Raw genomic sequence first — 24,882 nt, 5'->3', positions numbered from 1 at the left:
GATGAACACCGCCCAACTGCGTCGTGTCCATGCTGAGAGCTTTGCGTACTACCGCCAGGGTTTGATTGAGCTGTTGCTCGATTGCGTGCGTAACGGCGCATCGATCGGCTTCATGGAAGATCTGGATGCCCGCCAGGCACAGGCTTATTACGATGAGGTCCAGGCAGAACTCGAAACAGGCAGTCGCCTGCTCTGGGTGGTGGTCCATGGCGAACAGGTGCTGGCCAGTGTGCAACTGAGCCTGTGCCAAAAGACCAATGGTCTGAACCGCGCCGAAGTCCAGAAACTGCAAGTGCGCAGCCATACCCGTCGCCGAGGCCTTGGCCTGCAATTGATGCAGGCGCTGGAGCAGACAGCGGTGCAATACAAACGCGGCATGCTGTATCTCGACACCGAAGCCGGCTCGCCGGCCGAAGCCTTGTACCAATCGCTGGATTACATCCGTGTCGGTGAAATACCGGACTATGCCTGCCGACCGAACGGTCAATACCACCCCACCGCCATCTATTACAAAATCCTCAGCGGAGCGAACCTATGATCCCCGGCGAATACCGGATCCAGCCCGGCGAAATCGAACTCAACGCCGGGCGCCGCACCTTGAGCCTGAGCGTCGCCAACAGCGGCGACCGGCCGATCCAGGTGGGTTCCCACTATCATTTTTTCGAAACCAATGACGCCCTGAGCTTTGATCGCGCCGCCAGCCGCGGTATGCGCCTGAACATCCCGGCCGGCACCGCCGTGCGCTTCGAACCGGGGCAGACCCGGGACATCGAACTGGTGGATCTGGCCGGATTGCGCCGGGTGTTCGGGTTTGCCGGGCGGGTGATGGGGGATCTGTAAGTAATGCAGTGTCTGCACCGGCCCCTTCGCGGGCAAGCCCGCTCCCACAAGGGAATGCGATCGAAATGTGGGAGCGGGCTTGCCCGCGAAAGCGAGCTACGCGAGCGGTCTCAAACTCAATTGAATCTCAAGGCAAGCCCATGAAAATCTCCCGACAAGCCTACGCCGACATGTTCGGCCCCACCGTCGGTGACAAGGTCCGTCTGGCCGACACCGAACTCTGGATCGAAGTGGAAAAAGACTTCACCACCTACGGCGAAGAAGTGAAATTCGGCGGTGGCAAAGTAATCCGTGACGGCATGGGCCAGAGCCAGTTGCTCGCCGCCGAGGTAGTCGACACTCTGATCACCAACGCCTTGATCATCGACCACTGGGGCATCGTCAAAGCCGACGTCGGCCTCAAGAACGGGCGCATCGCCGCCATCGGCAAGGCCGGCAACCCGGACATTCAGCCCGACGTGACCATTGCCGTCGGCGCCAGCACCGAAGTGATTGCCGGCGAAGGCATGATCCTCACCGCCGGCGGTATCGACACCCACATCCACTTCATCTGCCCACAGCAGATCGAAGAAGCACTAATGAGCGGCGTCACCACCATGATCGGCGGCGGCACTGGCCCGGCCACCGGCACCAACGCCACCACCTGCACTTCCGGTCCCTGGCATCTGGCGCGCATGCTGCAAGCCGCTGACGCCTTCCCGATGAACATCGGCTTCACCGGCAAGGGCAACGCCAGCCTGCCGGAACCGTTGATCGAACAGGTCAAGGCCGGGGCGATCGGCCTCAAGCTGCATGAAGACTGGGGCACCACACCAGCGGCCATCGACAACTGCCTGAGCGTCGCCGACCAGTACGACGTACAGGTGGCGATCCACACCGACACCCTGAACGAGTCAGGCTTCGTCGAAACCACCCTCGCCGCGTTCAAGGGCCGGACCATCCATACCTACCACACAGAGGGTGCCGGCGGCGGTCACGCCCCGGACATCATCAAGGCCTGCGGCTTCCCCAACGTGCTGCCGAGCTCGACCAACCCGACCCGGCCGTTCACCCGCAACACCATCGACGAACACCTGGACATGCTGATGGTCTGCCATCACCTCGATCCGAGCATTGCCGAGGATGTGGCCTTCGCTGAAAGCCGTATCCGCCGCGAGACGATTGCCGCCGAAGATATCCTGCACGACCTCGGCGCGTTCTCGATGATCAGCTCCGACAGCCAGGCCATGGGCCGTGTCGGCGAGGTCATCACCCGCACCTGGCAGACCGCCGACAAGATGAAAAAACAGCGCGGTCCGCTACCGGGTGACGGCGAAGGCAACGACAACTTCCGCGCCAAACGCTACATCGCCAAGTACACCATCAACCCGGCAATCACCCACGGCATCAGCCATGAAGTGGGCTCGATCGAAGTCGGTAAATGGGCCGATCTGGTGCTCTGGCGCCCGGCATTTTTCGGCGTCAAACCAACGCTGATCCTAAAGGGCGGGGCGATTGCCGCGAGCCTGATGGGCGACGCCAATGCTTCGATCCCGACACCGCAGCCGGTGCACTACCGACCGATGTTCGCCAGTTATGGCGGATCCCTGCATGCCACCAGCCTGACGTTTATCAGCCAGGCGGCGCAGGACGCCGGCATTCCCGAGTCTTTGGGGCTGAAGAAGAAAATCGCCGTGGTCAAGGGTTGCCGCGATGTGCAGAAAACCGACCTGATCCACAACGACTACCTGCCGAATATCGAGGTCGATCCGCAGACCTATCAGGTCAAGGCTGATGGTGTGTTGCTCTGGTGCGAGCCGGCTGAAGTGCTGCCGATGGCGCAGCGATATTTTCTGTTTTGACACAGCAAAAACCCCGAATGCTGCGCTCAACAACATTCGGGGTTCGATTCATCCACTATGGGTCGTCACACAGCGCTGTCGACATCTTCCAGGTTGAGTATTTCTTGCGGAGTCAGTAGATCAATGAGCATTCGCTCCACCGACCTTATCTGCGCGGACAACGCCCCGAACGTGCTGTTGTATTCGGCACTGGTCATTGTTCCCTTGGTTATCTCTAGCTGCTCCATGCGTTCATAGATTGGCTCGTAAGCCAAATCGAACCTGGAGCGGTATTTATCTTTCAGGTACTCGCCCCAGAAGTCACGACGAGCGATCGACTCAATCTCTGCCTTCGAATCTCGCAGGCTGTTCACATATTCCTCTGCTGCCCGCAGCTTGGCTCGAGGCACGTATTGCAGGCCAGTATATTCAGCCTGCGTGGGCTGCCCGGGCAAGTCAAGCCTGTCCCTGAGGTTCACCCGATAAGACAGCCGAACTTCGATTTGATCCATCAACAACAGTTGATTACCCTTTTCCCGCACAGATTTGTCGGAACGGACAATCAATTCAATACGCTCTTTTATGTCTTTCAGCGCGAACGCTTCAATCTCATCCAGACGGAAAAGCCCCTTGGCCAACTTGAGCAATTCGAGACCTGCCCCCTTGTCACCGACACGCGCCAAGGCTTGGTGAATCTGTACCTTGATTTCCAGCTGACTGAACACCAACGCGGCACGATCACTACAAGTCTCTGGCTCACCCGCCGCTTTGAACAGCTCGCGACGCAGTACTTCATTTTCTTCAGCTGCATCCAGCACCGCCCAAACCCGTGCCTTGAGGTCCGGGTAGGCCTTCTTGTACTCAGCCGTTTCACTCAGTTTTTCCAATAACCTGAAAAACTCCTCGCTTTCACTGACCGCTCTACCAGCCTCTCCTCCGGACGCTTCTCTATCGAGGGCTTCTCTATCGAGAAGCTCCCACTGCGCCTTTCTTGCACCGAGCTCAGCCTGAGGAATATCTCGTAGCCATCGACCAACTCGCTGCGCCGAAGGCGCTAAAGTGCCCCCTTGAGCACCCCGCACATCAGGACCATCGGGTGGAACTGGCATCAATCCGGCCTGATCGTCATCCAGGTAGATGCGTGTCAGGATGTCCGCATACTGCTGCAGGCCTCGATCAGAAAGGGGGTTGCCGTTCAGCTCGGTAATTTCCAATAGCCTGTTGATGGCTGCCGCCTGTTCCGGCGGCGGGCTCACCGCCCATTCCGGAAACGAGGTGAGCTGGTTATCACGCAAATCGATCATGACCAGATCTGCTTGATCACGGAGCCCGACCGGCCATTCAGTGATACCGGTCGCCTGCAATCGGACATCGATCAATGCCGTCATCTGACTGAAGTCCGGGAGTCGCGCCAGCGAATTGTGGCTTAGTTGCAAATATTCGAGATGATCCATTTTGGCCAGAGTGGCGGCAGCTTCGTCCGTTAGCCTGATGTTGTTTCTGGAAGCATCCAGATAGACGAGAGCGGGCATATCCGCCACCTGCGGCGGGAAATTACCCAGCCTGTTGCTCTGGAGCTGCAGATGCATCACGTTGGGAAATGAATCCATAAACTCATTGGGTGTCGCGGCAAGCTCCATGCCACTCAAGTCCAAAAACCGAACATGAGGGAAATACCCCGTCAGAGCAGGAAGCTCTCCGACAACTCGACCTCGCAGATCGAGTTCATAACCCATTTTATCGCCGTCGTCCGAGTATCTGATTGTCCTTTTTTGCCAGCAACGCTCGAGCAATTGCGCGACGACTTTCTTTTCATACTGGTCGACAGCTACAACACTTCCATCCGGCAGAACGCGCGTAGTAGGCGTCGACGCCCATTGCTGCGCCTCGTTGCGCAAGCCTTGAAGTTCCGCCTCAAAATTGACCAGGTACATCTCACGCCGGGTTCCCAGCCGCTCCAGAAACCTGTCAACTTGTGCATCGGTAAAATCGGGGAAAAGTTTCAATGCCCTTTCCCTGTCCGTTGCCAGCCGTCGGTCCACCCCTGCCCCACGCCCACTCAATGGATAACCCAGACGCCCATTGACCCAGCGCCTGGGTGCCTTGAACCAGGGTTTGATCGGCTGCATCTTCAACACCGAGCGCAGCTCCTCTCGTGAGAGCAGATGCTGTTTGATCAACGTTTTCAGTGCCGGCCCCTGCCCCACGTCAGGCAAACCCAACGTAGTGCGATGGGTATCGGACAAGGCATGTTGAAGGGCGAAGAAGAGATCGTCGGCTTCGTGCAAATCAAGATCATTCTGGCCACCGGTCTCGTACCGGCCGTCTTTGTTGTGCACAAGGACCTTGCGACTATCAGCCCCCTCGGCGCCGGCACTGGCCCGTAGTTTTCCACTGAACGCCCCCTCTCGAACTTCAATACGCAAGTCACTTGACCAACCGGGTAGCTTCTTCAGTGTATTAAGCACGAGCTTCTCTGCGTCCGGGTTGATCAGCGCGTCCAGATAAAGCCCCTCGTAGGCACGCGCCAGGCGCGCTTCGCGCTGAGCCAAACGCAAGGTCTCTGCCAACCCTGGGGGTATAGGCTTGGTTTGCAGCCCGTCGTCGAAGTCCCACTTGGCCATTTGTTGCCGTTCAGCACTGCCGGCATCGGCCAGAAGCCCTTCGATAACGTTCATGGGCACACGGGGAAAGCGCACTTTAATCAAGTTGGCCCGAGGATCGCTGCTGTTGGCCTTGGGCTTGGCCCTGTAGACATCATTGAATAGCAGGGCTTTACGGTTTTCAGCAACCTTGGCGATATTCCCGCGCAGTTTCGCGATGCGTTGATCCAGAGAACCACGCGGGGTTCCAGGCTTTTGCTCCAGTATCGTATTGGTTTCGTTCTCATTCAGGGCTTCCAGGAGCGTTTTCAGCAATTCCCCGTTGCGTAGCTGCGCCTCATGTATCTGCACGGTACGTATCTCGCCCTGCGCGCTCTTTGGACTGAGGTATCGCCAGACCGTCTTGGCCTGTGCATCGATAATCCGTATCGAGACCGTGTCCGGCCACTTGCCATAGCGTGTCATTACATGCAGCTGATTGATCGAATGATCCTTGGCAGACACCGTCGAGCTGTCGCTCTGCATGTCGGCGATAAACTCCTCGACCTGCTTGTAAGCATCAAATCGACTGATCGTATCAGCCAGCATTGGCGCAGGCGGCTCGTTCTCGACATGCATTTTGCGCAAGACGTTTTCAGAGGTGTCACTGATACTGCGGATCTGCGCAAGCTCGGTATCGCTGAACTCACTTACAGAGTGGCCCAGGCGCCTCATCAGCGTAGGTCCATGCCAGGTCCGGGGTTGCTCCATTTCATGACGCCAGGCACCGACACCGTTAGTGTTCAACTCGGGCCTATACGCATCCGGGCGAGCAGGATGCTCCATCTGGAATTTGCCAGTGACGGAGTCCTTCTTCACCGCATAGTGCTGACCGTCCAGCGGGAGAATGTCCTGAGCACCGTAGCGATGCAGGCCCAGCTCATTGGGCCTGGAGTTGGCCGGCAATGTGAGGTTCGGCTGTTCGTAGGGCTTGAGATCGGGATTCCACAGGCGGGTCTGGCCATCGGGTAACACGACGGGTTTCATGCCGTCGACGAAGGGCGAGAGCTTCAGGCGAGCCATCTGGCCAATCTGGGCGCCTGCGGCAAAGGCCGCCAGCTGAACGATATCCGTCACCACCCCCACGACATGCTCGGCTGCTTCGATCCACAGGCCTTCGGCCAGGTCCACGATGGATTCGATGACGTCGCTGGTCATTTGATAGGCGGTGTAGACCATCATCAGTTCGCCAAGACCTGGAACGAAGGGGGCTATGACCATTAGCGCGACGTTGAAGATGTCCGAGACTATTTTTTTGAAGTTGTCCCACCAGGCCCAACGGGCATTGCTATCGGTATCGGCGGTGGAGACGGCTATTTCTCGCGCATCATTGAGAATCTTGTTGAGTTTTTGCTGATAGAGATGCCCCCAGAAATCGCCGGTGATCGGTGCGACGCTGAACTGCAGGTTGGGGTTGGTCACGGGCTCTTCTCGCCACGTCGGACGTTGATCCAGCGCTTGTTTCTGATGCCATTGCACCTGGAACAGGCGTTGCTGGAGCCCGGCGAAAAAATGCCCTCGCTGTTGCTGATCGACGAACTGGCTGAAGTATTGTCGATAGGTCATCTGGGCAGACTCTATGAAGGCGTTGTCGCGTAATTGGCGAGTCAGCTCATTCAAGAAATCGGTCCCCGAGGCGTATTCTTTCAGCGGATGCTCGGGGTCATTGGGCACATAGGCAATCAGCCTTTCGACGTTACGGCTTTGTTCCAGGTCTGGGGTAATCAGCACGATGCCGGTCAAGGCAGCATCCAATATCGAAAGTTCAGCGAACTGCACCACCTTGCCTTTAAGGGTGAGGTTTCGCTGGCCATCGAGCATGGCCAGAATCAACCGCTGGCTGTCGCGGGTGATGTCCTTGGTCATCAAGGCCAAATGTGCGGCGGCTTTAAAGGCGGCTTTCTGGCTTTCAGTGACTTTGTTTTTTAACGAGGTCTTCGCTACCGAATCGCCGGCAAGCAAAATGCTTTCAAGGTGTTTGGTATAAAGTGCGCCGATATCCAGTTCACGACAAAGGGTCTGGAACTGCGTGATGGTCATTTTGCTTTTGATCGGTTTGATATCGAACAGCCCGCGCTCATCGGGCTTGCTGATGAAGTCGGAGCCGGCTGCGCATGTTTCAGACGCTGCGAAGTTGTGCAGTGCGGCGTCCAGTAAAGAAACGGTCCGGGTGGCGACGCCCCCCGTGAGGTCGATAGCGTACCAGGGGAGGTGTTTGGGGATATACAGGCGTAAATAAGTAGTCGTCACATCATCGTCGACTCCGTACTGCTCTTTCAGTGCGGCGCTGAGCAACGGCTTGGCAAATTCATGGACGCCTTGCAGTTCGTCAAGAAGCCGATCTATTTTATTCTGTGAGGTCCAGAGGTTGATGTTGGCGTCTTGCAACATGCTGTGATGGGTAGATGATGCGGTGCTGTACCATTCTTGAAGACCCAGCGCAGTAGCGCTCAGTTCCTGGACTCTCTTCAGCGAGGCAGTTTTGAAGGCAGGATCGATCTTGCCCGTGATGAGATTGTAGTGAGGGCCCTTATTGAAGTTTGTTTCGGAAATTTGAGGTGCGGTTATACGTCCTTGTAAGTCAGACATTGCGATAAACCTTGAGCATCTATAGGAGTTATCAGCCTATCCGTCAGGGCTCAAAATAAAAGCCTGAATCTTCGTTGTTAAATAAGGCGCTGCGCCTGTAAAACATTGAATATTGAAATGCCGAAAACAATTAATTACCGCCTTCTTGCAAGCGCAAAACTGCAGGGCTTCTCGATCAGCCCAGGTCTCTCATCAAGTCCTGAACACGAAGATTATGTGTCTTCGCACTCAGGGGCTTGATTTAAGGCCATCCGATTAGTTGCTCGATTCAACTTTAAAAGGGATTTCTACCCGTTGAAGTTTTGCCCGACCCATCGCTTCCCCGGTCAGTTTCTTGAGCAAGCTTTGCTTCTCGGCATCGATCGATACAAGCTCTGCGTTGTACTCGGCGTCGGTCATCACACGTCCAGGAAGAACATCACCCTGCTGCTTGCCAAGCACCGTCGCGAGCGCTGTGATCTTGCCGCGCAACTGGCGGCGCTCGGATAAATCAGCGCTCCGGGCCCATTCGGCCTGTGCAATCTGCAGATCCAGAGCCGCGTCGGTTCTGCGCCTGAGCCCGTTGAACGTCCTGCGGTTGGAGCCCTGAATATAGGTACTCCAGAAGTCCTGCTCGATGATTGAGTCTCTGAGTAAATCACCTTCCTCCAACGCCAATACGCGTCGGTAAGCCGCTTCGATCATCATGAGGGTGACATCAGGTTCCTCGAACCTCATGAGTCGCGATTGCCAGGGCAAGTCCAGACGCTCAGCCAGCGCCGTTGCGTACGCCATATGGACTTCTACTTCATCGATATACCTGACAAAGTTTCCATCCTCATCCTGGAGAGGAATAAGGTCGCCGTTAGCATCATATAAAGGATGTTGTCGGCCTTGCTCCAGCAGCTCCGATATTCTCGCTCGGGCAATCTTGCTCAGTTCATTCAGGCGAGACCTGCCCTGTGCCAGGCCCACCAGCTCAGCCTCGACCAGATCCTTGCTGACCAAGGCGTAGGCCTCATGAACAAGTACCTCGACGCCCATCGCATTGAAGAGCTGGGCTCCAGCATCGACACAGGTCGTGGGCGCCGCTGCCATGTTGAAAAGTTTTTCCCGTAGCCCGGCATCCTCAGCAGCCGCCTCGAGCATTCGCCAGACCTTACTGCCGAGGTCGGATCTGAAAGCATCAGAAGCATCTGCCGATTGTTCAAGCTTTCTGATCTCATTGAAAAAGGTTTCGGCGCCGAACTCATCGGCGACCGCCCTCCAGGTATCGCGTTTCAACGCCCGTTGTTCCGGTGTCGCCCGTTCTTCGGCCGACAAGGCTTTAATCCAGAAACTGCTATCCGATATCACGCTGGATGGAAAGCGTCGATCCGGATCAAGACCGACTGACTCTATGTAGACCTTGAGGGTCCGCAGGTTCTCGGGTGAAAGCCATTGAGGATCGCGACTGAGCAACGTACGCGCCAGAATCTCGGCCCGAAAGGAGCCAGGGGCAACCACAGGGATCAGGCTGATAGGGTTGCCCGTCATCCTCAGCTCGAAATGGCGGGGCCGGGACCGGAAAAAAATACCGGTGGGCCAGGTGTCGATACCGGTGTTCGACAAGCTCAGTATGTGCAAGTCAGGCATTCGGCTGACATCGGGCAGTAAAGCCAATGGATTGCGATCCATTACCAGGATTTTCAACCGGGTCAGGTTTCTGAGGTCTGCGACGGCTTGCCCGGTCAATACGATCTGGTTTGTGCCCAGATGCAATTCAAGAAGATGAGGCATATTACTTAGTGCTGTAGGGAGACGAGTCAGCTGGTTGTTGGACAGATTGAGGGCGCGCAGTTGGCGAAAATGCCCAAGAAAGCCCTCCACCTCATTGCTGAAACCCGTCCGACTCAATTTCAGCCGGGTGACATGATCGAAGTTCGCTTCCAGTACCGGCAAGCTCCGCAGTTGCCATTGCAACGAGGTGTCGTTCAAATCAATGCTCTGGCCGCGATAGTTGCCATAGGCGTCATAGTCCTGCGGACCCGTTTTTTGCCAGGCTTGCTTGAGCACTTTGATGATCTTGATCCTGGCGCCCCACTCGCGCATATATTCAGGACTGTCTCTTGTGCCAGACCATTGGTTCGGCGCTCTCAGCCATGTTTGCAGGGTGTGATCCAGTTTCTTGTATTCGCGTTCAAGCGCCTTCAGCTGACGGTCTGGCGAGTCCTCTGCGGCATTCAGGGTCTCGATGAAGGTATCGAGTTCTTCAACGGTGAAGGCGGGGTACAGCGTCCTGACTCTTTCCTCGATAATCCGGTCCCAAACACCTTGGCCGCGACCACTCAGGGGATAGCCGCGCCTGCCGTCAGGCAGTACCGTCAAAGGCCTGAAGAAAGGCTGCCGGACTGGCTGTATCTTCAAGGCCGAACGGAGTTCATCGCGCGAGAGAGCCTTTTGCTTGATCAGCATACCCAACTCGCCTCCCTGACCCACATGGGGCAAACCCAGCGCCATGCGCGCCTCATCCGGTAATGCGTGCTGAATGGCCGCATACAGGTCATCCCTGCCGTGCAGGTGATTGTCACTGGCATCGCGCGCTTAGTATTGTCCATCTCCTGTACGAACCAGGACCTTGCGCCGGGCAGAGTTCTCGAGGCCGACTCTGGCGCGTAACGTTCCGCTGAACGCGCCGTCCCGGACTTCGATACACAAATCGCTCTGCCAGCCCGGCAGTTTTTCCAGTGAGTGAAGCGCAAGGTTTTCCGTATCCGCGTTCATCAGAGCGTTCAGATAAAGTCCTTCATAAGCTCGCGCCAACCGCACCTCTTGTTGCACCAGGCGAGCCTTTTGCGCCAGCCGCAGCGGTACGCGCCGGGTGGTTTTCATCTGCTGCAGTTCGTCAGGTGTCGCATCAGCCAATAGCTCGCGGGCGATCCGGCTCGGCATGTTGGCAAAACTGCGTTGAATCAATTGGATTCGTGGATTTACCGATGGCTCCCGGTCGCTATATAGACTCTGGAATATCCGCGCCCTGGCGTGATCGGCATGATCGGCAAGTCGTGCTTGCAAGGTTTCGATCCTCTGGTCCGACGCGACCTCCAGACCGACCAGACGCTTGATTTGCTCTTCACTGAGGGCGCCGACGATTCGCTCCGGCAACTGCCCCGCCATGAGCTCGGCCCGGCTGACCTTGATGACATCTGCAGTCGGTGCAGCCACATCACCATATTGAATGGACGTGCCGCTCAAACCGGGGCCCTCGAAAACCTCTATCGCTTTCATCCGAGGCCACCTCGGCAACTCAACCATCAACGACGCCGCATAACCGCAATGATCATCCCTGAGCTGCCCGACACGGATCTGCGTCCCCACGCTGCCGGCATCGGCATAGGCTGCAAACCGTTGGATGGTATCGGCCAACAGCGACGGCGTCGGTTCACCCTCGACATGCATTCTGCGCAGCGCATTCTCATCCGTACCACTTACCGTGCGGATGTGTTCCCGTTCGATGTCGGTGAAGGAGTCCACGGCATGTCCCAGGCGGCGCAACAAGGTGCTTTTCGCCCATTGCAGCGGCGGGTCCATCTCATGACTCCAGGCACCGCTGCCGTTATGGTTCAGCTGCGGTTGATACGCATCCGGCCGGGTGGGGTGCTGGATTCTGTATTGGCCGGGGTACGGCTCCTTCTTCAATGCGTAATGCTTGCCCTCCAGGGGTAACACATTCTGACCCCTGTGTTGATGCAGCCCCAACTCGTTGGGCCTGGAGCTTTCCGGCAACCTGATGTTCAGTTCGTAGGGCTTGAGGTCGGGCTTCCACAAGCGTGTCTTGCCACTGGGTAGCGTGACGGGTTTCAAACCCTCGATAAACGGTGACACCGTGTAGTGGAAAACCGGCGCCAACGCCACCATCGTCGCAAGGTTCTCCAGCACATCGGTGATATGCGCCCAACCCGCCTCCCTGTCGCCCTGACTCAACTCGCGAACGCCCTCGATCGTCTCGAACAACAACTGGTCCGCTGTGACCAGCAACATGACCGCACCTACCGGAGGCAAAACGAACGCGGCGATGCCGACGACGAACAGGCCAATGTTCAGGTAGTTGGAGAGTCGGCGTTCACGGGTGATGTCGTCCTCGGCAGCGGTGGAAACCGCCAGGACCTGGGCGTCTTCGCGCATATGCCGACGTTTCTGGCGAAACATTTCAGTCCAGATACCCGCCATGCCAACCCATTGGAAATTCGACGAAAACTCAACATGTAAATCGATATTTTCAAGCGGATCTCGCCGCCCGTGCTGATCTTCTATGGGGCCGACCAGCCTTGAAACCGGGCTCAGGTACTTGAGATAGCCGCGCACCTGGTCTTTCCAGTAGGTTCCGGACGGCGCATCCAGGACCTTTTGGGTGAAGCGCAGGAAAAAATGAGCCCGGTCCTTTTCCGAAACGAAGCGGCTGAAAAACCGCTGATAATCGGTAAGCACATCCCTGGCACTATCGATCCCGCTACCCTGCGGCCTGTACATCAGTTGACGGGTGAGTTCCTGTTCGAAGTCAGCGAACGACGGGTATTTCTTTATCGGGTGCTCGGGATCGTCCGGGATGTAGGCAATGACATAACTGCCGTCGAACCGGTTGGTGTGCGTCGGAAAGAACAGTGCACATTCGGCGATCGCGTAACCCATCAGCCGGATCGGGCTATAGCTGATGTTCCGACGGCTGTCTTGGTCCTTGACGATATCCTGTTCATTGATCAGTTCGACTAACAACTGGTAATGCTTGAGCTCGATATCGCCCTTCAGAAGGGCAACATAGGCCGCGGCCTTCATCGCGGTTTTTTTGCGGTTGATGAATGCTTGACTGAGTGCCTGCTGGTGCGCAGAGCCACCCTCATAAAGAAAGCCATTCATATACTTTTCATACTGGCCACCGATATCCAGCTTTCGACAAATCGTTACGAACTGCTGGATTTTCAGCGCAGGCTGAATAACATCGAAGTGCCCACGCACGTCGGGCTCAGTAATAAATGAGGAGTCTTGGTCAAAGTAGCCCTCCTCGGCCTCGAAGGCCTCAAAGTTATGCAACGCCGCCTGCAGCAAGGAGAAGGTTCTGCTACGCACGTCGCCGGTATTGACGCCCACCGGGATACCGAAAAACCTGAACTCCACCGGGTAATAAAGTCGCACCCAAGTGTTCTCGACATCCAGGTCAACCCCCGCTTCGGCCAACGTCGCGGTCAGGAGGGGTTTGGCATAAGTGGTGATGTTCTGCACAGCCTCGATGGTCTTGTCCCACTTGTTTTGGGCATGACAATCAGCCTCCATTAACGTCTTTAATACGACCTGCTGCTCTGCCGAGCTATTTTCATACCACTGTGGCAGGGTGGGTTTTGTGTCTTTCAGTACCTTACGCCGTTGCGGCGAAGTCCGAATGAGACACTCGGGAATGACATTTTTTATTAAGTCGAAGTGAATACCTTTTTCGTTGTTTATCGATTCAGACATTTCGCACAATCCGTATGCAATTCAATTGAACAATCAATCTACTCATTACGGATCAAAAACAAAAAATCAAAATATGCCTGACAACGGCCCAATAGCCGCCATAACGATTCAATTAATAGCAGCAAAAAATAACTAAGTACCACCTTGTTAACACATCGAGGCAGACACCTTCGTCTGTGCTTGCAGGTGGAGAACGACAAAGGCGCCAGGATGCGCCACACTTAATGACAATCACTGCCCAGCAAGGTCACCGGCCATGCGCCTATCCGAATTCATCGTGCAACACGTGGATCGCATCGTCGATGAGTGGGAGCAGTTCGCCAAAGCCATCGCACCTGACGTCGACTCAATGAATCGGGCAATCCTGCGCGACCATGCAAAGTCGATCCTGCTGGCCGCGTCACGCGACATGAAGACCGCACAGACCGTCAGCGAACAAGCCGCCAAGGCCATGGGCGCAGGCCCGGAAAAAACCCCGAGCCTGGATCAAGCCGCGGCCAGCCACGGAGAGCTCAGGCACAACGTCGGGTTTGATCTGGTGCAGATGACTTCCGAATTCCGTCATCTGCGCGCCTGCGTGATCCGCTTGTGGGTCAACAGCCTGGAGTCACCCGATCTGGCTTATTTCCAGGACATGATTCGCTTCAACGAGGCCATCGACGAAGCCCTGGCGGAGTCCACCGCCGCTTATGCCGAACAGGTAAATCGTTCGCGGGATATCTTTCTGGCCATTCTCGGCCATGACCTGCGCGCACCGTTGCAGGCCGTGAGCATGTCCACCGAGATGCTGGTGCGCAAAGCCAAACTGGATACCGAAACACTGACCTACGTTTCACTGATCAAGAACGCTGCCCGCCATATGGCCGTGATGGTCAACGATTTGCTGGAGTTCGTGCGCAGCCGTCTGGGCAACGGCCTGCCCATCGAACCGACGCTCATGGACCTGGCCAGTGCTGCGCAGGCCGCCATCGATGAAGCCTGCGCCGGACAGCCCGATTGCCGGGCGCTATTGAATGTCGAGGGGGACACTCAAGGTATCTGGGATCGCGGGCGGCTTGATCAACTGCTGCAAAACCTGATCGGCAACGCCTTGCAACATGGCACCAATAGTCGCAGGGTGACCCTCACCCTCAAAGGCACCGCCGACAGCGTCACGCTGATCATGCATAACTATGGCTCACCGATTCCCGAAGATGCGCTCAGCACTATTTTCGACCCCTTGGTACGCAGCTCCAGCGAGGAACCGGGCGGCCCCTCCACCAGCCTTGGTCTGGGCCTGTTTATCGTCAAGGAAGTGGTTAACGCCCATCAAGGCAGCATCGAGGTCACCTCGAACGAAGCAGACGGCACGACGTTTACGGTGGTGTTGCCCAAGCATTCGCGGCCTGCGTAGTCCCTGTAGGGTCAGATGGATCAGCAGGAATGTAGCGGCTTCAAGGTCAACAATAATCCCGGATTACTCCACCACCAACCGCCCCAACCGCTGCTTGAGCATCCGGTTCTCGGCCCGCAGTTGCTGGACCTCCTCGAGCAGGTCCAGGGCCAGGGCGACCCCTTCCCATTCGAGTTCGAGATCCCGACGCAACTTGACCGCGCGCTTGGCCACCGCCAGTTCATAGTCGGTAAAACGCCAATCCTTGGGCGCCTTGCCCTGAGGTTCGAGGATGCCGTGTTCGACGATTTCGATCACGTAGGCAGCCGACAAGTCAGTCACCTCACAGAATTCTTCCATGTCCAGTAGCTGAACCATCAAGGTACCGCTCATGATCAACTCCAGTGTTCTCTCGGGTTAAAGGCGGCTTTTTCCGCCAGCTCCTGCCACAACGCCTTGATCTCATCGTTGCTGTGTTTGGGCAGGACTGCTTTCAATTGCACGAACAGATAACCACGGTGGCCAGCCTTGTGCAGCAGACCATGGCCTTTGACGCGCATGCGTTGGCCATTCTGGCTGCCGGCCGGAACTTTCAGATGGATCTTGCCGGTCAGGGTCGGCACCGCGACTTCAGCGCCCAGCGCCAGTTCCCAAGGGGCCAGCGGTAGGGTGACGATCAGGTTTTCACCTTCGACATCGAACTTCGGATGCGGCGCAAAACGGATGGTCAGGTACAGGTCGCCATTGGCCCCCCCGCCCACACCCGGTGCACCCTGGCCCTTGAGGCGGATGCGTTCGCCGTCGGCCACGCCTGCCGGAATCTTCACGTTCAGGCTTTTACTGGTATTGCTGACGTGCTGGCCGGCGGCGTTGTACTGCGGCACCTGGAAACTGACCTTCTTCGACTCGGTCGACAGGGTTTCCTCAAGAAAAACCGGTAATTCCATTTCCACGTCTTGTCCTCGACGACCGGTACTACGGCCTGATTGTCCACCGCTGAATCCACCACCGCGCGAGCCAAAGATCGAACTGAAGAAGTCCGAAAAATCGCCGGTATCCTGTCCATAACCACCTGCACCCGCTCCGCCACGCCTCTGCCAGCCCGGAGGGCCCTGGAACGGCTGGCCATGCTGACCGTATTTGCGCAGGTCGTCGTATTCGGCGCGTTTGTCGGCACTTTTCAGCGCTTCATAGGCCTCGGACGCGTCCTTGAACTTGCTCTCGGCGTCCTTTTCCTTGCTGACATCGGGGTGGTATTTGCGTGCCAGCTTGCGGTACGCGGCCTTGATCGCCTTGTCGTCCGCCGTCGGCTCCACACCGAGAATCTTGTAATAGTCTTTGAAGTCCATCGAGGGAATCACCATCCGTTATCGATATCGCGCAGCCAGGCACAGCATGCTCTCTTTGGCAGCGTTTGGATTGACCGATCTCAATCGTGTGACTGACCGGCACATCAGAATTTTATCGGCACTTTTTTGAGTGTGCCGAGGCTGCCAGGCCCATGCCTGCAAGTTTGGGGGCGAAGGATAGTCTTTCAAGGCGCTTATCGCTGCGATTTAGCAGATAGTCGGCCTACGAATATTCGCCGCACTGACATACACTGCGCGGCCGTTTTTTAACCGGAACTCGAAAGACATGAAAGACGCATCTCCAGCTCGTGCCTGCGGCATCGACTTCGGCACGTCCAACTCCACTGTCGGCTGGCTGCGCCCCGGCATGGAAACGCTTATCGCGCTGGAGGACGACAAGATCACCCTGCCATCGGTGGTCTTCTTCAACATCGAGGAACGCCGCCCGGTCTATGGCCGGCTGGCGCTGCACGAGTATCTGGAAGGCTATGAAGGCCGGCTGATGCGCTCGCTCAAGAGCCTGCTGGGTTCCAAGCTGATCAAGCACGACACCAGCGTGCTCGGCACGGCCATGCCGTTCAAGGACCTGCTCGGGCTGTTCATCGGTCAGTTGAAGCAGCGCGCCGAAGCGACCGCCGGTCATGAATTCGAGGAAGTGGTACTCGGCCGCCCGGTATTTTTTGTCGACGATGATCCGCTGGCCGACCAGGAAGCGGAAAACACCCTGGTGGACGTGGCAAGGGCTATCGGCTTCAAGGACGTGTCCTTCCAGTACGAACCGATTGCCGCTGCCTTCGACTACGAGTCAACCATCGAGCGTGAAGAGCTGGTGCTGATCGTCGACATCGGCGGTGGTACTTCGGACTTCTCGCTGGTGCGTTTGTCCCCGGAGCGCCGCGCCATAGACCACCGCCACGACGACATCCTCGCCACCGGCGGTGTGCATGTGGGCGGGACTGACTTCGACAAACAGTTGAGCCTGCAAGGCGTGATGCCGCTGTTCGGTTATGGCAGCCGGATGAAGAGCCAGGCCTACATGCCCACCAGCCACCACATGAACCTGGCGACCTGGCACACGATCAACTCGGTGTACTCGCAGAAGTCCCAGTTGGCCTTGGGCAGCATGCGCTATGACATCGAAGACACCGGCGGCATCGACCGCCTGTTCAAGTTGATCGAACAGCGCGCCGGACACTGGCTGGCGATGGAAGTGGAAGAGACCAAGATCCAGCTGACCCACGCCGAAAGCCGTCATGTGCCGCTCGATCGCATCGAACCGGGGTTAAGCGTGGAATTGAGCCGTGTGCTGTTCGAGTCGGCCATCGACAACCAGCTGGAGCGCATCCGCAACAGCGTTACCCGGTTGCTGAACGATGCCGATGTGCGCGTCGATCAGGTCGATACGGTGTTCTTCACCGGCGGTTCGAGCGGCATCCCGGCCCTGCGTCAGAGCGTTTCGGCAATGCTGCCGAACGCGCGGCATGTGGAAGGGAATATCTTCGGCAGCATCGGTAGCGGTCTGGCGATCGAAGCCATGAAACGGTACGGCTGCTGAGTACTGCCTGACAGACCGAGGCGACTCCATCGCGAGCAAGCTCGCTCCCACATTGAATCTCTACTGTTCACAATATTGATGTGCACAGGAGATCTAATGTGGGAGCGAGCTTGCTCGCGATAGGGCCAGATCAGACAACACAGCCTTCAACAGACTCCCTGCTCTAAACCAACCCCACCTGCTTCAACTCACTCTTCAGATACGCGTAATAAATCGGCCCTGCCACCACTCCCGGCAGGCCGAAGGCGGCTTCGAACACCAGCATCGCCAGCAGCAACTCCCAGGACTTGGCACTGATCTGCCCGCCGACGATTCGTGCGTTGAGGAAATATTCCAGCTTGTGGATAAAGATCAGATAACCCAGCGCCGCCATCGCCACCCAGATCGACAGTGACAAGCCGACGATGGTGATCAGCGTGTTCGATATCAGGTTACCGATGACCGGTAGCAGGCCGAGCAGGAAGGTCAGCACGATCAGGGTTTTGGTCAGTGGCAATTTGATCCCGAACATCGGCAGGACCACCGCCAGGAAAATCCCGGTGAAGAAGGTGTTGAGCAGGGAAATCTTGATCTGCGCGAAGACGATATTGCGAAACGCCCGGACCAGCAGCGTCAAGCGATCAAACAACGCCGCGGCCAGTGGTTTGCGCTGGGTGAGATCCGGCACCCGCTGCAAGGCGATGATCGCGCCGAGCACCATGCCGATCAGCAACGTCACGAACATGTGCGCCGCGTCCTTGCCGACCAGTTGCAGATCGCTCAGATGCTTGCTCAGCCAGTCGCCGATGGCCACCCGAAATTCCGCGGCACTGGCTGGCAGATAGGCGTCGATAAATGGCGGTAACTGCCCGCGAGCCTTGTCCACCACACCCATGAATTTGTCCAGGGAAGCGCCAGGGTTCTCCGCTTCGTGCAGCAGGAAACTGATGGCCCCGGCAAAAATCAGCGTCAGTACGCTGACCACCAGAGTGCCGAGCAGCGCCACCGCCAACCAGCGCGCCCGGCGCCCTTCAATCAACCGTTGCAGTTGCGGGGTGAGCATGTTGACCAGCTCGAACACCAACAAACCCGCGAGCAGGCTCGGCAACAGCCGCAGCGGCAAGACCAGCAACAAGCCGCCAAAAATGATCGCCCAACTGAAGAACAACAGATGACGCTGAGAAAACGTTGGCATACAGCCTCAAAACGATCGGCGTTAAAGGATTGGCAGTCTGCCAGCGTTCAGACGCTGAAGCGAGTGGAAGGATATCTGGGGCGAGGCAAGCCCGCACAGCTGACTGCGTACTCCTGTGGGAGCGTGGCTTGCCCGCGAAGAACGATGACGCGGTCGAACTGAAGAAATGTAACTACAAACCCGCCACTTTCAACCGCTGCGCATGCTCGACAAACAACCGTACCGGCTCGGCGCCCTTACCCACCAGTCCCAGCGCTTGGTTGACGATGTCGAAATGATCCAGCGGATACTCATCGCCGATCACTGTGCCCAGATGGGAGCTATAGCGTCCGACCATCCCGTCGCAATGCCCGGCTTCGCGGACGAAGGTTCTGGCAAACAGCCGGCAGCTGCGGTTGGTGCCATCGAACAGGTTGCACCCGCGATCGGTCTTGCCCGGCTGCAGGGTCCCGGACCAGGAGTAATAGCGCACGCCATTGACCACCTCAGCACCCTGCCCGCCCCAGGTGTCGGGCAAACCTTGCGGGTATTGCTGATTGAACAGCGCCACGCCTTCGCAGGTCAGCGATTGGTGCGAAGCCTGGATATCCACGGGCAATTTCGGCCCGCGATAGCCGGTTTCCAGCAGGCTCATCAAGGCGCTAATCAGCCACAGCGCAAAGCTCAGCAGACGTCCGCGAGGGCTGTCGGCCGGGTAATGAGTGTGCAGGTAATCCGCCAGTTCCGAACCATGATTCGGGCCCGCAACCGAGGTCACCGAGGCCACCCGGTCCGGGCGTCTGGCGGCAGCGTAACGCGCCGTGAGCGAACCCTGGCTGTGGCCGATCAAATTGACTTTGGCGGCACCGGTCTCGCGCAATATCTCTTCGATGCGCACCAGCAATTGCTCGCCACGCACCTCGCTGGAGTTGAGCGGCGACACCTGCACCGCGATCACCGTCGCGCCACCCCGGCGCAAGGCCGAAACAATCCCGTACCAGTACGGGTAGAACAGCAAGCGGATATACCCCAACATCCCCGGGACCAACACCAATGGATAACGCATGGCTGATTCTTGCGACATAGGCGAGTCCCTGACTGAGCTGAACTTCCCATCCTAGACGTAATGGCTGGGAAACGGTAAGGCGTTCATGGATCGATCCGCGCAATGACCAGCCAACGTTTTCATACGCAAGCACATACACCACTAAAACTGACCACTTCAATTATTGGCAAATACGCACAACTTACCATTACCAGCACCTGAAGCATTACATACTAAAAACAACTATTCAGTTACAAACCAGCATTGGACATCCTGAACGGTTAACTTATCTTTAAGACCGCAACCACATGGCTGCACACACTCATTCAGTAAAGGATTACTACTATGGATATGGAACAACGACTCGAGTTCATTGATTTATTGCCTGCTCTGCCAACACCCACAACCAGCAGCGTACGTCGAATCGCTTCTTTCACCCCACCCATCGACCCAACCAAAGAAAGCGGCACTGTCGGGCCGGAGATGATGAACATATACCTCCCCGGCGTATCCGAACAAAATCGCGAGGATGTCGACTGTTGCAAACTACTGATGCAGAACGCCGCCTCCCAGAAGTACGACCCGATTAAACAGCTGCACGAATGGTATAAATACTATACCGAAGGCCTTGCCAACCTCGGATGGGTCACTCAGGCCTTCCAGGTAAAAAACCAGACCATCAAAAGGACCGGTTTGACAATGGACGCTGTTGCCTTTGAAGTATTACAGGGCCTGGTCGGTGCTAACGCGCCTCGATTGCTGCAGCTCACCGGCAAAGCAGTGGAGGGTGTCAAAAAAGATCAGGGCCTGATCGGCATTTACAACCGCAATGCCAAAGCTGGCTATGAGGCCAAGTTTGACATGTCTCCGGTTTGGCAAACCCGCGAAGGTTCACCGATGATGATTCTTAACTGCACATCCGTGAATGTCAGGGAAAGTACCCGAGGCATACTCTGGTGGAGATCGACCACTCAATCTACCGATATAAAATCGGCGGCGTCGGCGGTTTATCTCAACGTGAGTGTCTACAATCGGGTGCGCTCCTCGGTCCTTAATAAGCTCGGAAAAGCTGCCGAAGATTTCCTGGAAGGTATCCCAAGCTTCCAATAATTTCTTTCAAGAAATCGATGGGTACCGGGATCAGTGAGTACTCATGGTCCCAGTGCCAGTCATGACTACCGGCTTTCACTTTAATTATCCGGATCCTCTATGAACTCTTTGACGCCAGATATTTACATCGTCGACGGAAATATCACTCTCTTTTGCGGTTCACACTCCGAAAACTTCAAGAAGGATATTCTGCACTCCAGCCTACTTGGACAATTAGTCGCCAACACATCGACCGCCAACAACACCCACCCCAACACCTGGTTCGCTTCTTACAGAAAAACACTCGGCAATTTGTTCTGGAACCTCAAAAATCTTGGCAATATCAGCATTAAAAACGAACCATCCAGTATTTTAAGCCTCGCCCAAATCGGCTTATCCAGATTGTTGCAAAAAGAGCAACTGCAACAATTAGCCAATGCTTTTTCCATCATAAAACAGTTACCAGACGATTCTCCGGTCATTGCAGCGATACTGAATAAATTCCAAAGGGAAAACATTTCTACTGCTGGAATCGGCGACGATCGGCAAGATGAAAAGTCCACCTTCACCGTCAGTACACTTTTGACCATCGTCTGCGAAAACAAAACCATTATCTCACTTCAAGTGTCGTTCGAAACATCCCATGCCGTTGACATCACGATTCTTGACCAAGTGCTTTCTGAAAAGAATATCCTTGGCGACCCTGAAACCACTTTGTGGTCGACCTACCTGATAGAAGACAAATACGCTTCGGTAAGAAATCAGATCATTGAAAAGCTTGGCACCAAAATGAAAACCCATCTGTTTCAAATAGGCTCGCCTACACTAACGCACAAACTAACCGAGTGAAAGGCTGAAATCCTGGGGCAGCCTGGATAGTCCCACAGCGCTAATGGCACCTTATGTTCCATTAGCGCTCAAGGGCGATAGGAGCGCCGTCTTCAGCCCTTGACGGTCTTGGGCGCCTTGCCGGCCTTCATCTGCTCCAGCAACGACGCGCACTGATTTGGCTCCCCGCCACTCGGTGCCACCAGCGCCAGCAAGCCGGCCGCAGGCCCGGCAAGTACGCCCAGCGCCACCATCCCCGTACCGCGCAACATCAACGGCACCGCCTTCACACCGGCATCGGGCTTGATGAATGGCCCACGTACATACAGCGGCGAGCGCAGCGAGAGCAAGCGCATGCCCTTGGACTCAGGGCTGATCGTCAAATCAAGCTGTTCGCTGGCCATATTGGCCGTGCCGTCGATATAGACGATCGCATTCTCGGTGTCGAAGACAAACAAGCGGGCCGTGGCCAATCCGGTCTTGATGTCAAAGTCCGCCGCTGCACAGTTGATCTTCACCTCCTTGTCGCCAAAGATTTTTCCGACCACGTAGTTACCGACGTTGAGTCCGATGATTTCCATCAGGCTGCGGCTGATAGCGCCGTCGTTGATCAGCATTTTCAGGCCACCGTTGGCGGTCCCCAGCAACGCTGCCACCGAGTTGCCGCGACCCGCGATGTCAGCATCACCGTTGAGCGCGCCGAAACTGGTTTTCATCGGTTCGAAAGTCGGGAACAGCTGCTTGAGTTTAAAGTTGCGTGCCGTCAGTTTCGCCCGCCCTTCCAGCGGTGCCGCGCGTCCGTCAAGACGAATCTGCGCATCCAGATTGCCGCCGGCCACGCCAAATCGCAGCGGTTCAAGGTTCAACTGGCCGTCATTGAGAATCAGATGGGTGTAGAGATCAGTAAAGGGCAATTCGGCGCTGTGGACGATACGCTTGCCGGTGAACTCGACGTCCGCATCCATATCGCGCCAGCGCTCGGTACGAAACTCTTCGACCGGCAGCACCTTGGTCGCCGGCTGCTTGCCTTCGCCGCCACGGGCTTTTTGCCTGGCGTTGGAGTCGGCGCCAATCAATGGCGCCAGGTCAGCGAACAGCAATTGATCGGAGACCAGCGCCCCACTGAGTTTGGGCCGCGGCTTACTGGCGACATAGGTCAGATTGCCGTGAATGTCGCTTCCGCCGATCGTGCCGTTGAATGCTTCATAACGAAACGAAGCACCATCCGGTTCATGCAGGCTGGCGATCAGATGACCATCGGTGGCGTAGGCCGATGTGTCCGGCAGTGTCACGCCGGTCAGCGGATAGAGGTTACCCAGGCTGGTACCGGCCAGTTTCAGATGCAAATCCAGCGCGCCGAGATTAAGCGGGTCAGTCAGGGTGCCAGCCAGTTCGACGCGGGTGTCCGCGATTTGGACCTGGGCTTGCAGCGGGAATGGCTCTGCACCCTGCAATGCCAGCAGGCCACCAATCTTTCCAGCGCCGGCGAGTCGCTGGCCGTGATAGTGGCCTTTGACCGTTAAGGCAAACGCATAATCCTGTGGCGCGGAGCCCTTCTCGAGTGCCTTTTGCGCCGTCTTGTCGCCGACGATGTCGCTGAACGGGATCGGCTTGCCCAGCGGATCAATCAGCAGGTCGAGCCGGGTTTTCAGGCTTTGATCGTTGAGGATGACATGACCCTTGTCGAAACCGATGGCGCCGATGTCCACCACCCAGCTGGAGGGTTCGGCGTCCGGGTCTTTCGGGTCGAACTGGAAGGTCCAGTTCGCGCGACCATCGGCCAGGCGTTCCAGAGCGGCATTGGGCTCTGTGAGATCAATACGCGGGATCACCACCCGCCGGGCCAGCAGCGCCAATGGCGAGACGCGCAATTCGACCCGCTTGAGGTTGGCCATCTGTGGGCTTTTCGACCATTGTGGGTTGCCCAGGGTCAAGTCTTCAGCCACCACATGCGGCCACGGCACCCAGGCCCGCCAGCCGCCCTCATCGGGCTCGCGCTGCCAAATTACCGCCAGGTTGCCGTTGATGGCGAAGGGGCGATGCAATTCTTCAGAGACCTTGGCGTTGAGCGGCGGTTTGATCCGGTTCCAGTCAAAGAACGCGATAATCAGAACCAGTATGGCCAGTAGAAAAACCAGGCTGGCGACAGTCCAGGCGAGAATTTTACGAGTGCGCGTCATTGCACGTGACTCCTGGTTACGGCTGAGCGCCCGAATTGCGACGCACGTTTGAAGCGGCAGGCCTGGAATCGACCTGCTATGAACATTACGACTGGAAAATCGCCCGCAGGTTTAACGCAAACGTCGACTGATTTCGATCGACCAGTCAAACATTGTCTACCCACACTTTTGTGAGGCGCAAATGGGTCGAAAACACCCTCCTCAGTGCAAGAATATCCGCCGAAGATGCCCGTTCTAGAGCCTTTTAGCAGAACAATCAATTCTGTTGATTATTACCATTGCCCTTATGAACTTCTATCTTGATTTAGCGCGAGTACCATTGACTCCGTACCCACTTTCATAGCCTTTCTACGGAGCACCCATCATGAAACGCCAATTACTGCTTAGTCTGACTCTCTCGATACTGGCCGCCAATGCTTTCGCCTTGCCAGCTGCCGAACAAGCCACTCCTCAAGTAAAAGCCAGCCATTCGGTTTTCAGCCAGACCGTTGCTGAAGGTGGCTACGAGCGCACCCCTCAAGGTCAAACCGTTGCCGAAGGTGGCTACGAGCGTACCCCACAAGGTCAAACCGTTGCCGAAGGCGGCTACGAGCGTACCCCACAAGGTCAAACCGTTGCCGAAGGCGGCTACGAGCGTACCCCACAAGGTCAAACCGTTGCCGAAGGCGGCTACGAGCGTACCCCACAAGGTCAAACCGTTGCCGAAGGCGGCTACGAGCGTACCCCACAAGGTCAAACCGTTGCCGAAGGCGGCTACGAGCGTACCCCACAAGGTCAAACCGTTGCCGAAAATGGCGGTGATCGTGTAATCGAACGCAACAGCACTGTGAGCTGAGCCCATGGTGACTCTGAAAAAAAGCCCGATCCCTGGATCGGGCTTTGACTTTGTATAAGTAGCACTCTCTCGCCCCATTCTCTTCTTGCTTGCACCACTCAAGTTCGACGTCGGCAAAG

The 24,882-nt window shown here is 56.6% G+C and carries 16 protein-coding genes; 8 read left to right on the top strand and 8 right to left on the bottom strand.

Annotated features, from left to right (window positions below):
- Position 1: 1 nt before the first annotated feature.
- The 3 genes from AC3I0A_RS02780 to ureC all read left to right on the top strand — a co-directional run bounded on the left by AC3I0A_RS02780 (position 2) and on the right by ureC (position 2,681).
- A complete protein-coding gene (locus tag AC3I0A_RS02780; RefSeq protein WP_489376131.1) occupies positions 2-538 on the top strand; it encodes a GNAT family N-acetyltransferase in 537 nt (178 codons plus the stop codon).
- Positions 535-840 carry an urease subunit beta gene (locus tag AC3I0A_RS02775; protein WP_489376130.1) on the top strand — a complete coding sequence of 102 codons (306 nt, stop codon included), beginning with the start codon at positions 535-537 and terminating at the stop codon, positions 838-840. The genes AC3I0A_RS02780 and AC3I0A_RS02775 overlap by 4 nt, the downstream gene beginning before the upstream one ends.
- 140 nt (positions 841-980) lie before the next feature.
- On the top strand, positions 981-2,681 hold the full coding sequence (gene ureC / locus AC3I0A_RS02770; RefSeq protein WP_489376129.1) for an urease subunit alpha: 1,701 nt from the start codon (positions 981-983) through the stop codon (positions 2,679-2,681).
- A 65-nt stretch (positions 2,682-2,746) separates the two neighbouring features.
- Here the strand turns inward: ureC and AC3I0A_RS02765 are convergent, their stop codons facing one another.
- The 3 genes from AC3I0A_RS02765 to AC3I0A_RS02755 all read right to left on the bottom strand — a co-directional run bounded on the left by AC3I0A_RS02765 (position 2,747) and on the right by AC3I0A_RS02755 (position 13,357).
- Positions 2,747-7,891: an NEL-type E3 ubiquitin ligase domain-containing protein gene (locus AC3I0A_RS02765; protein WP_489376128.1), complete on the bottom strand. Its 5,145-nt coding sequence runs from the start codon at positions 7,889-7,891 to the stop codon at positions 2,747-2,749.
- 255 nt (positions 7,892-8,146) lie between these two features.
- Positions 8,147-10,324: an NEL-type E3 ubiquitin ligase domain-containing protein gene (locus tag AC3I0A_RS02760; RefSeq protein ID WP_489376127.1), complete on the bottom strand. Its 2,178-nt coding sequence runs from the start codon at positions 10,322-10,324 to the stop codon at positions 8,147-8,149.
- Between the two features lie 129 nt (positions 10,325-10,453).
- Entirely contained in the window at positions 10,454-13,357 is a 2,904-nt protein-coding gene (locus AC3I0A_RS02755; protein WP_489376126.1) for a dermonecrotic toxin domain-containing protein, read from the bottom strand.
- Between the two features lie 256 nt (positions 13,358-13,613).
- Here AC3I0A_RS02755 and AC3I0A_RS02750 point away from each other — a divergent pair, with 256 nt between their 5' ends.
- On the top strand, positions 13,614-14,750 hold the full coding sequence (locus AC3I0A_RS02750) for a sensor histidine kinase (RefSeq protein ID WP_489376125.1): 1,137 nt from the start codon (positions 13,614-13,616) through the stop codon (positions 14,748-14,750).
- A 63-nt stretch (positions 14,751-14,813) separates the two neighbouring features.
- On the opposite strand, the gene AC3I0A_RS02745 is transcribed toward AC3I0A_RS02750, so the two are convergent.
- Both AC3I0A_RS02745 and AC3I0A_RS02740 read right to left on the bottom strand, forming a co-directional pair.
- Complete coding sequence (locus tag AC3I0A_RS02745) at positions 14,814-15,122, bottom strand: chaperone modulator CbpM (protein ID WP_489376124.1); 309 nt, start codon at positions 15,120-15,122, stop codon at positions 14,814-14,816.
- 2 nt (positions 15,123-15,124) lie between these two features.
- Positions 15,125-16,078 (bottom strand): DnaJ C-terminal domain-containing protein, encoded by a 954-nt coding sequence (locus AC3I0A_RS02740; RefSeq protein ID WP_489376122.1) that lies wholly within the window; start codon positions 16,076-16,078, stop codon positions 15,125-15,127.
- A 286-nt stretch (positions 16,079-16,364) separates the two neighbouring features.
- Here AC3I0A_RS02740 and AC3I0A_RS02735 point away from each other — a divergent pair, with 286 nt between their 5' ends.
- Complete coding sequence (locus AC3I0A_RS02735; protein WP_489376121.1) at positions 16,365-17,633, top strand: Hsp70 family protein; 1,269 nt, start codon at positions 16,365-16,367, stop codon at positions 17,631-17,633.
- Between the two features lie 163 nt (positions 17,634-17,796).
- Here the strand turns inward: AC3I0A_RS02735 and AC3I0A_RS02730 are convergent, their stop codons facing one another.
- Positions 17,797-18,807 (bottom strand): AI-2E family transporter, encoded by a 1,011-nt coding sequence (locus AC3I0A_RS02730; protein ID WP_489376120.1) that lies wholly within the window; start codon positions 18,805-18,807, stop codon positions 17,797-17,799.
- A 172-nt stretch (positions 18,808-18,979) separates the two neighbouring features.
- The gene (locus tag AC3I0A_RS02725) at positions 18,980-19,870 is read right to left on the bottom strand and encodes an esterase/lipase family protein (RefSeq protein ID WP_489376119.1); all 891 of its coding nucleotides are present in this window, start codon (positions 19,868-19,870) and stop codon (positions 18,980-18,982) included.
- Between the two features lie 306 nt (positions 19,871-20,176).
- Between AC3I0A_RS02725 and AC3I0A_RS02720 the strand changes: the two genes are divergently transcribed.
- The gene (locus AC3I0A_RS02720) at positions 20,177-20,941 is read left to right on the top strand and encodes a hypothetical protein (protein ID WP_489376118.1); all 765 of its coding nucleotides are present in this window, start codon (positions 20,177-20,179) and stop codon (positions 20,939-20,941) included.
- Between the two features lie 99 nt (positions 20,942-21,040).
- Positions 21,041-21,769, top strand: a complete 729-nt coding sequence (locus AC3I0A_RS02715) for a hypothetical protein (RefSeq protein ID WP_489376117.1) — start codon at positions 21,041-21,043, stop codon at positions 21,767-21,769.
- Between the two features lie 92 nt (positions 21,770-21,861).
- Here AC3I0A_RS02715 and AC3I0A_RS02710 read toward each other — a convergent pair whose 3' ends face one another.
- Complete coding sequence (locus tag AC3I0A_RS02710) at positions 21,862-23,928, bottom strand: AsmA family protein (RefSeq protein WP_489376116.1); 2,067 nt, start codon at positions 23,926-23,928, stop codon at positions 21,862-21,864.
- A 364-nt stretch (positions 23,929-24,292) separates the two neighbouring features.
- Here AC3I0A_RS02710 and AC3I0A_RS02705 point away from each other — a divergent pair, with 364 nt between their 5' ends.
- Positions 24,293-24,763, top strand: a complete 471-nt coding sequence (locus tag AC3I0A_RS02705) for a hypothetical protein (RefSeq protein ID WP_489376115.1) — start codon at positions 24,293-24,295, stop codon at positions 24,761-24,763.
- The last annotated feature ends 119 nt before the right edge of the window (positions 24,764-24,882 follow it).

The organism is Pseudomonas sp. KH_024_B2 (genome assembly GCF_057839965.1).
The sequence above is the reverse complement of the archived record's forward strand: the minus strand, read 5'-3'. Positions and strand labels throughout refer to the sequence as shown.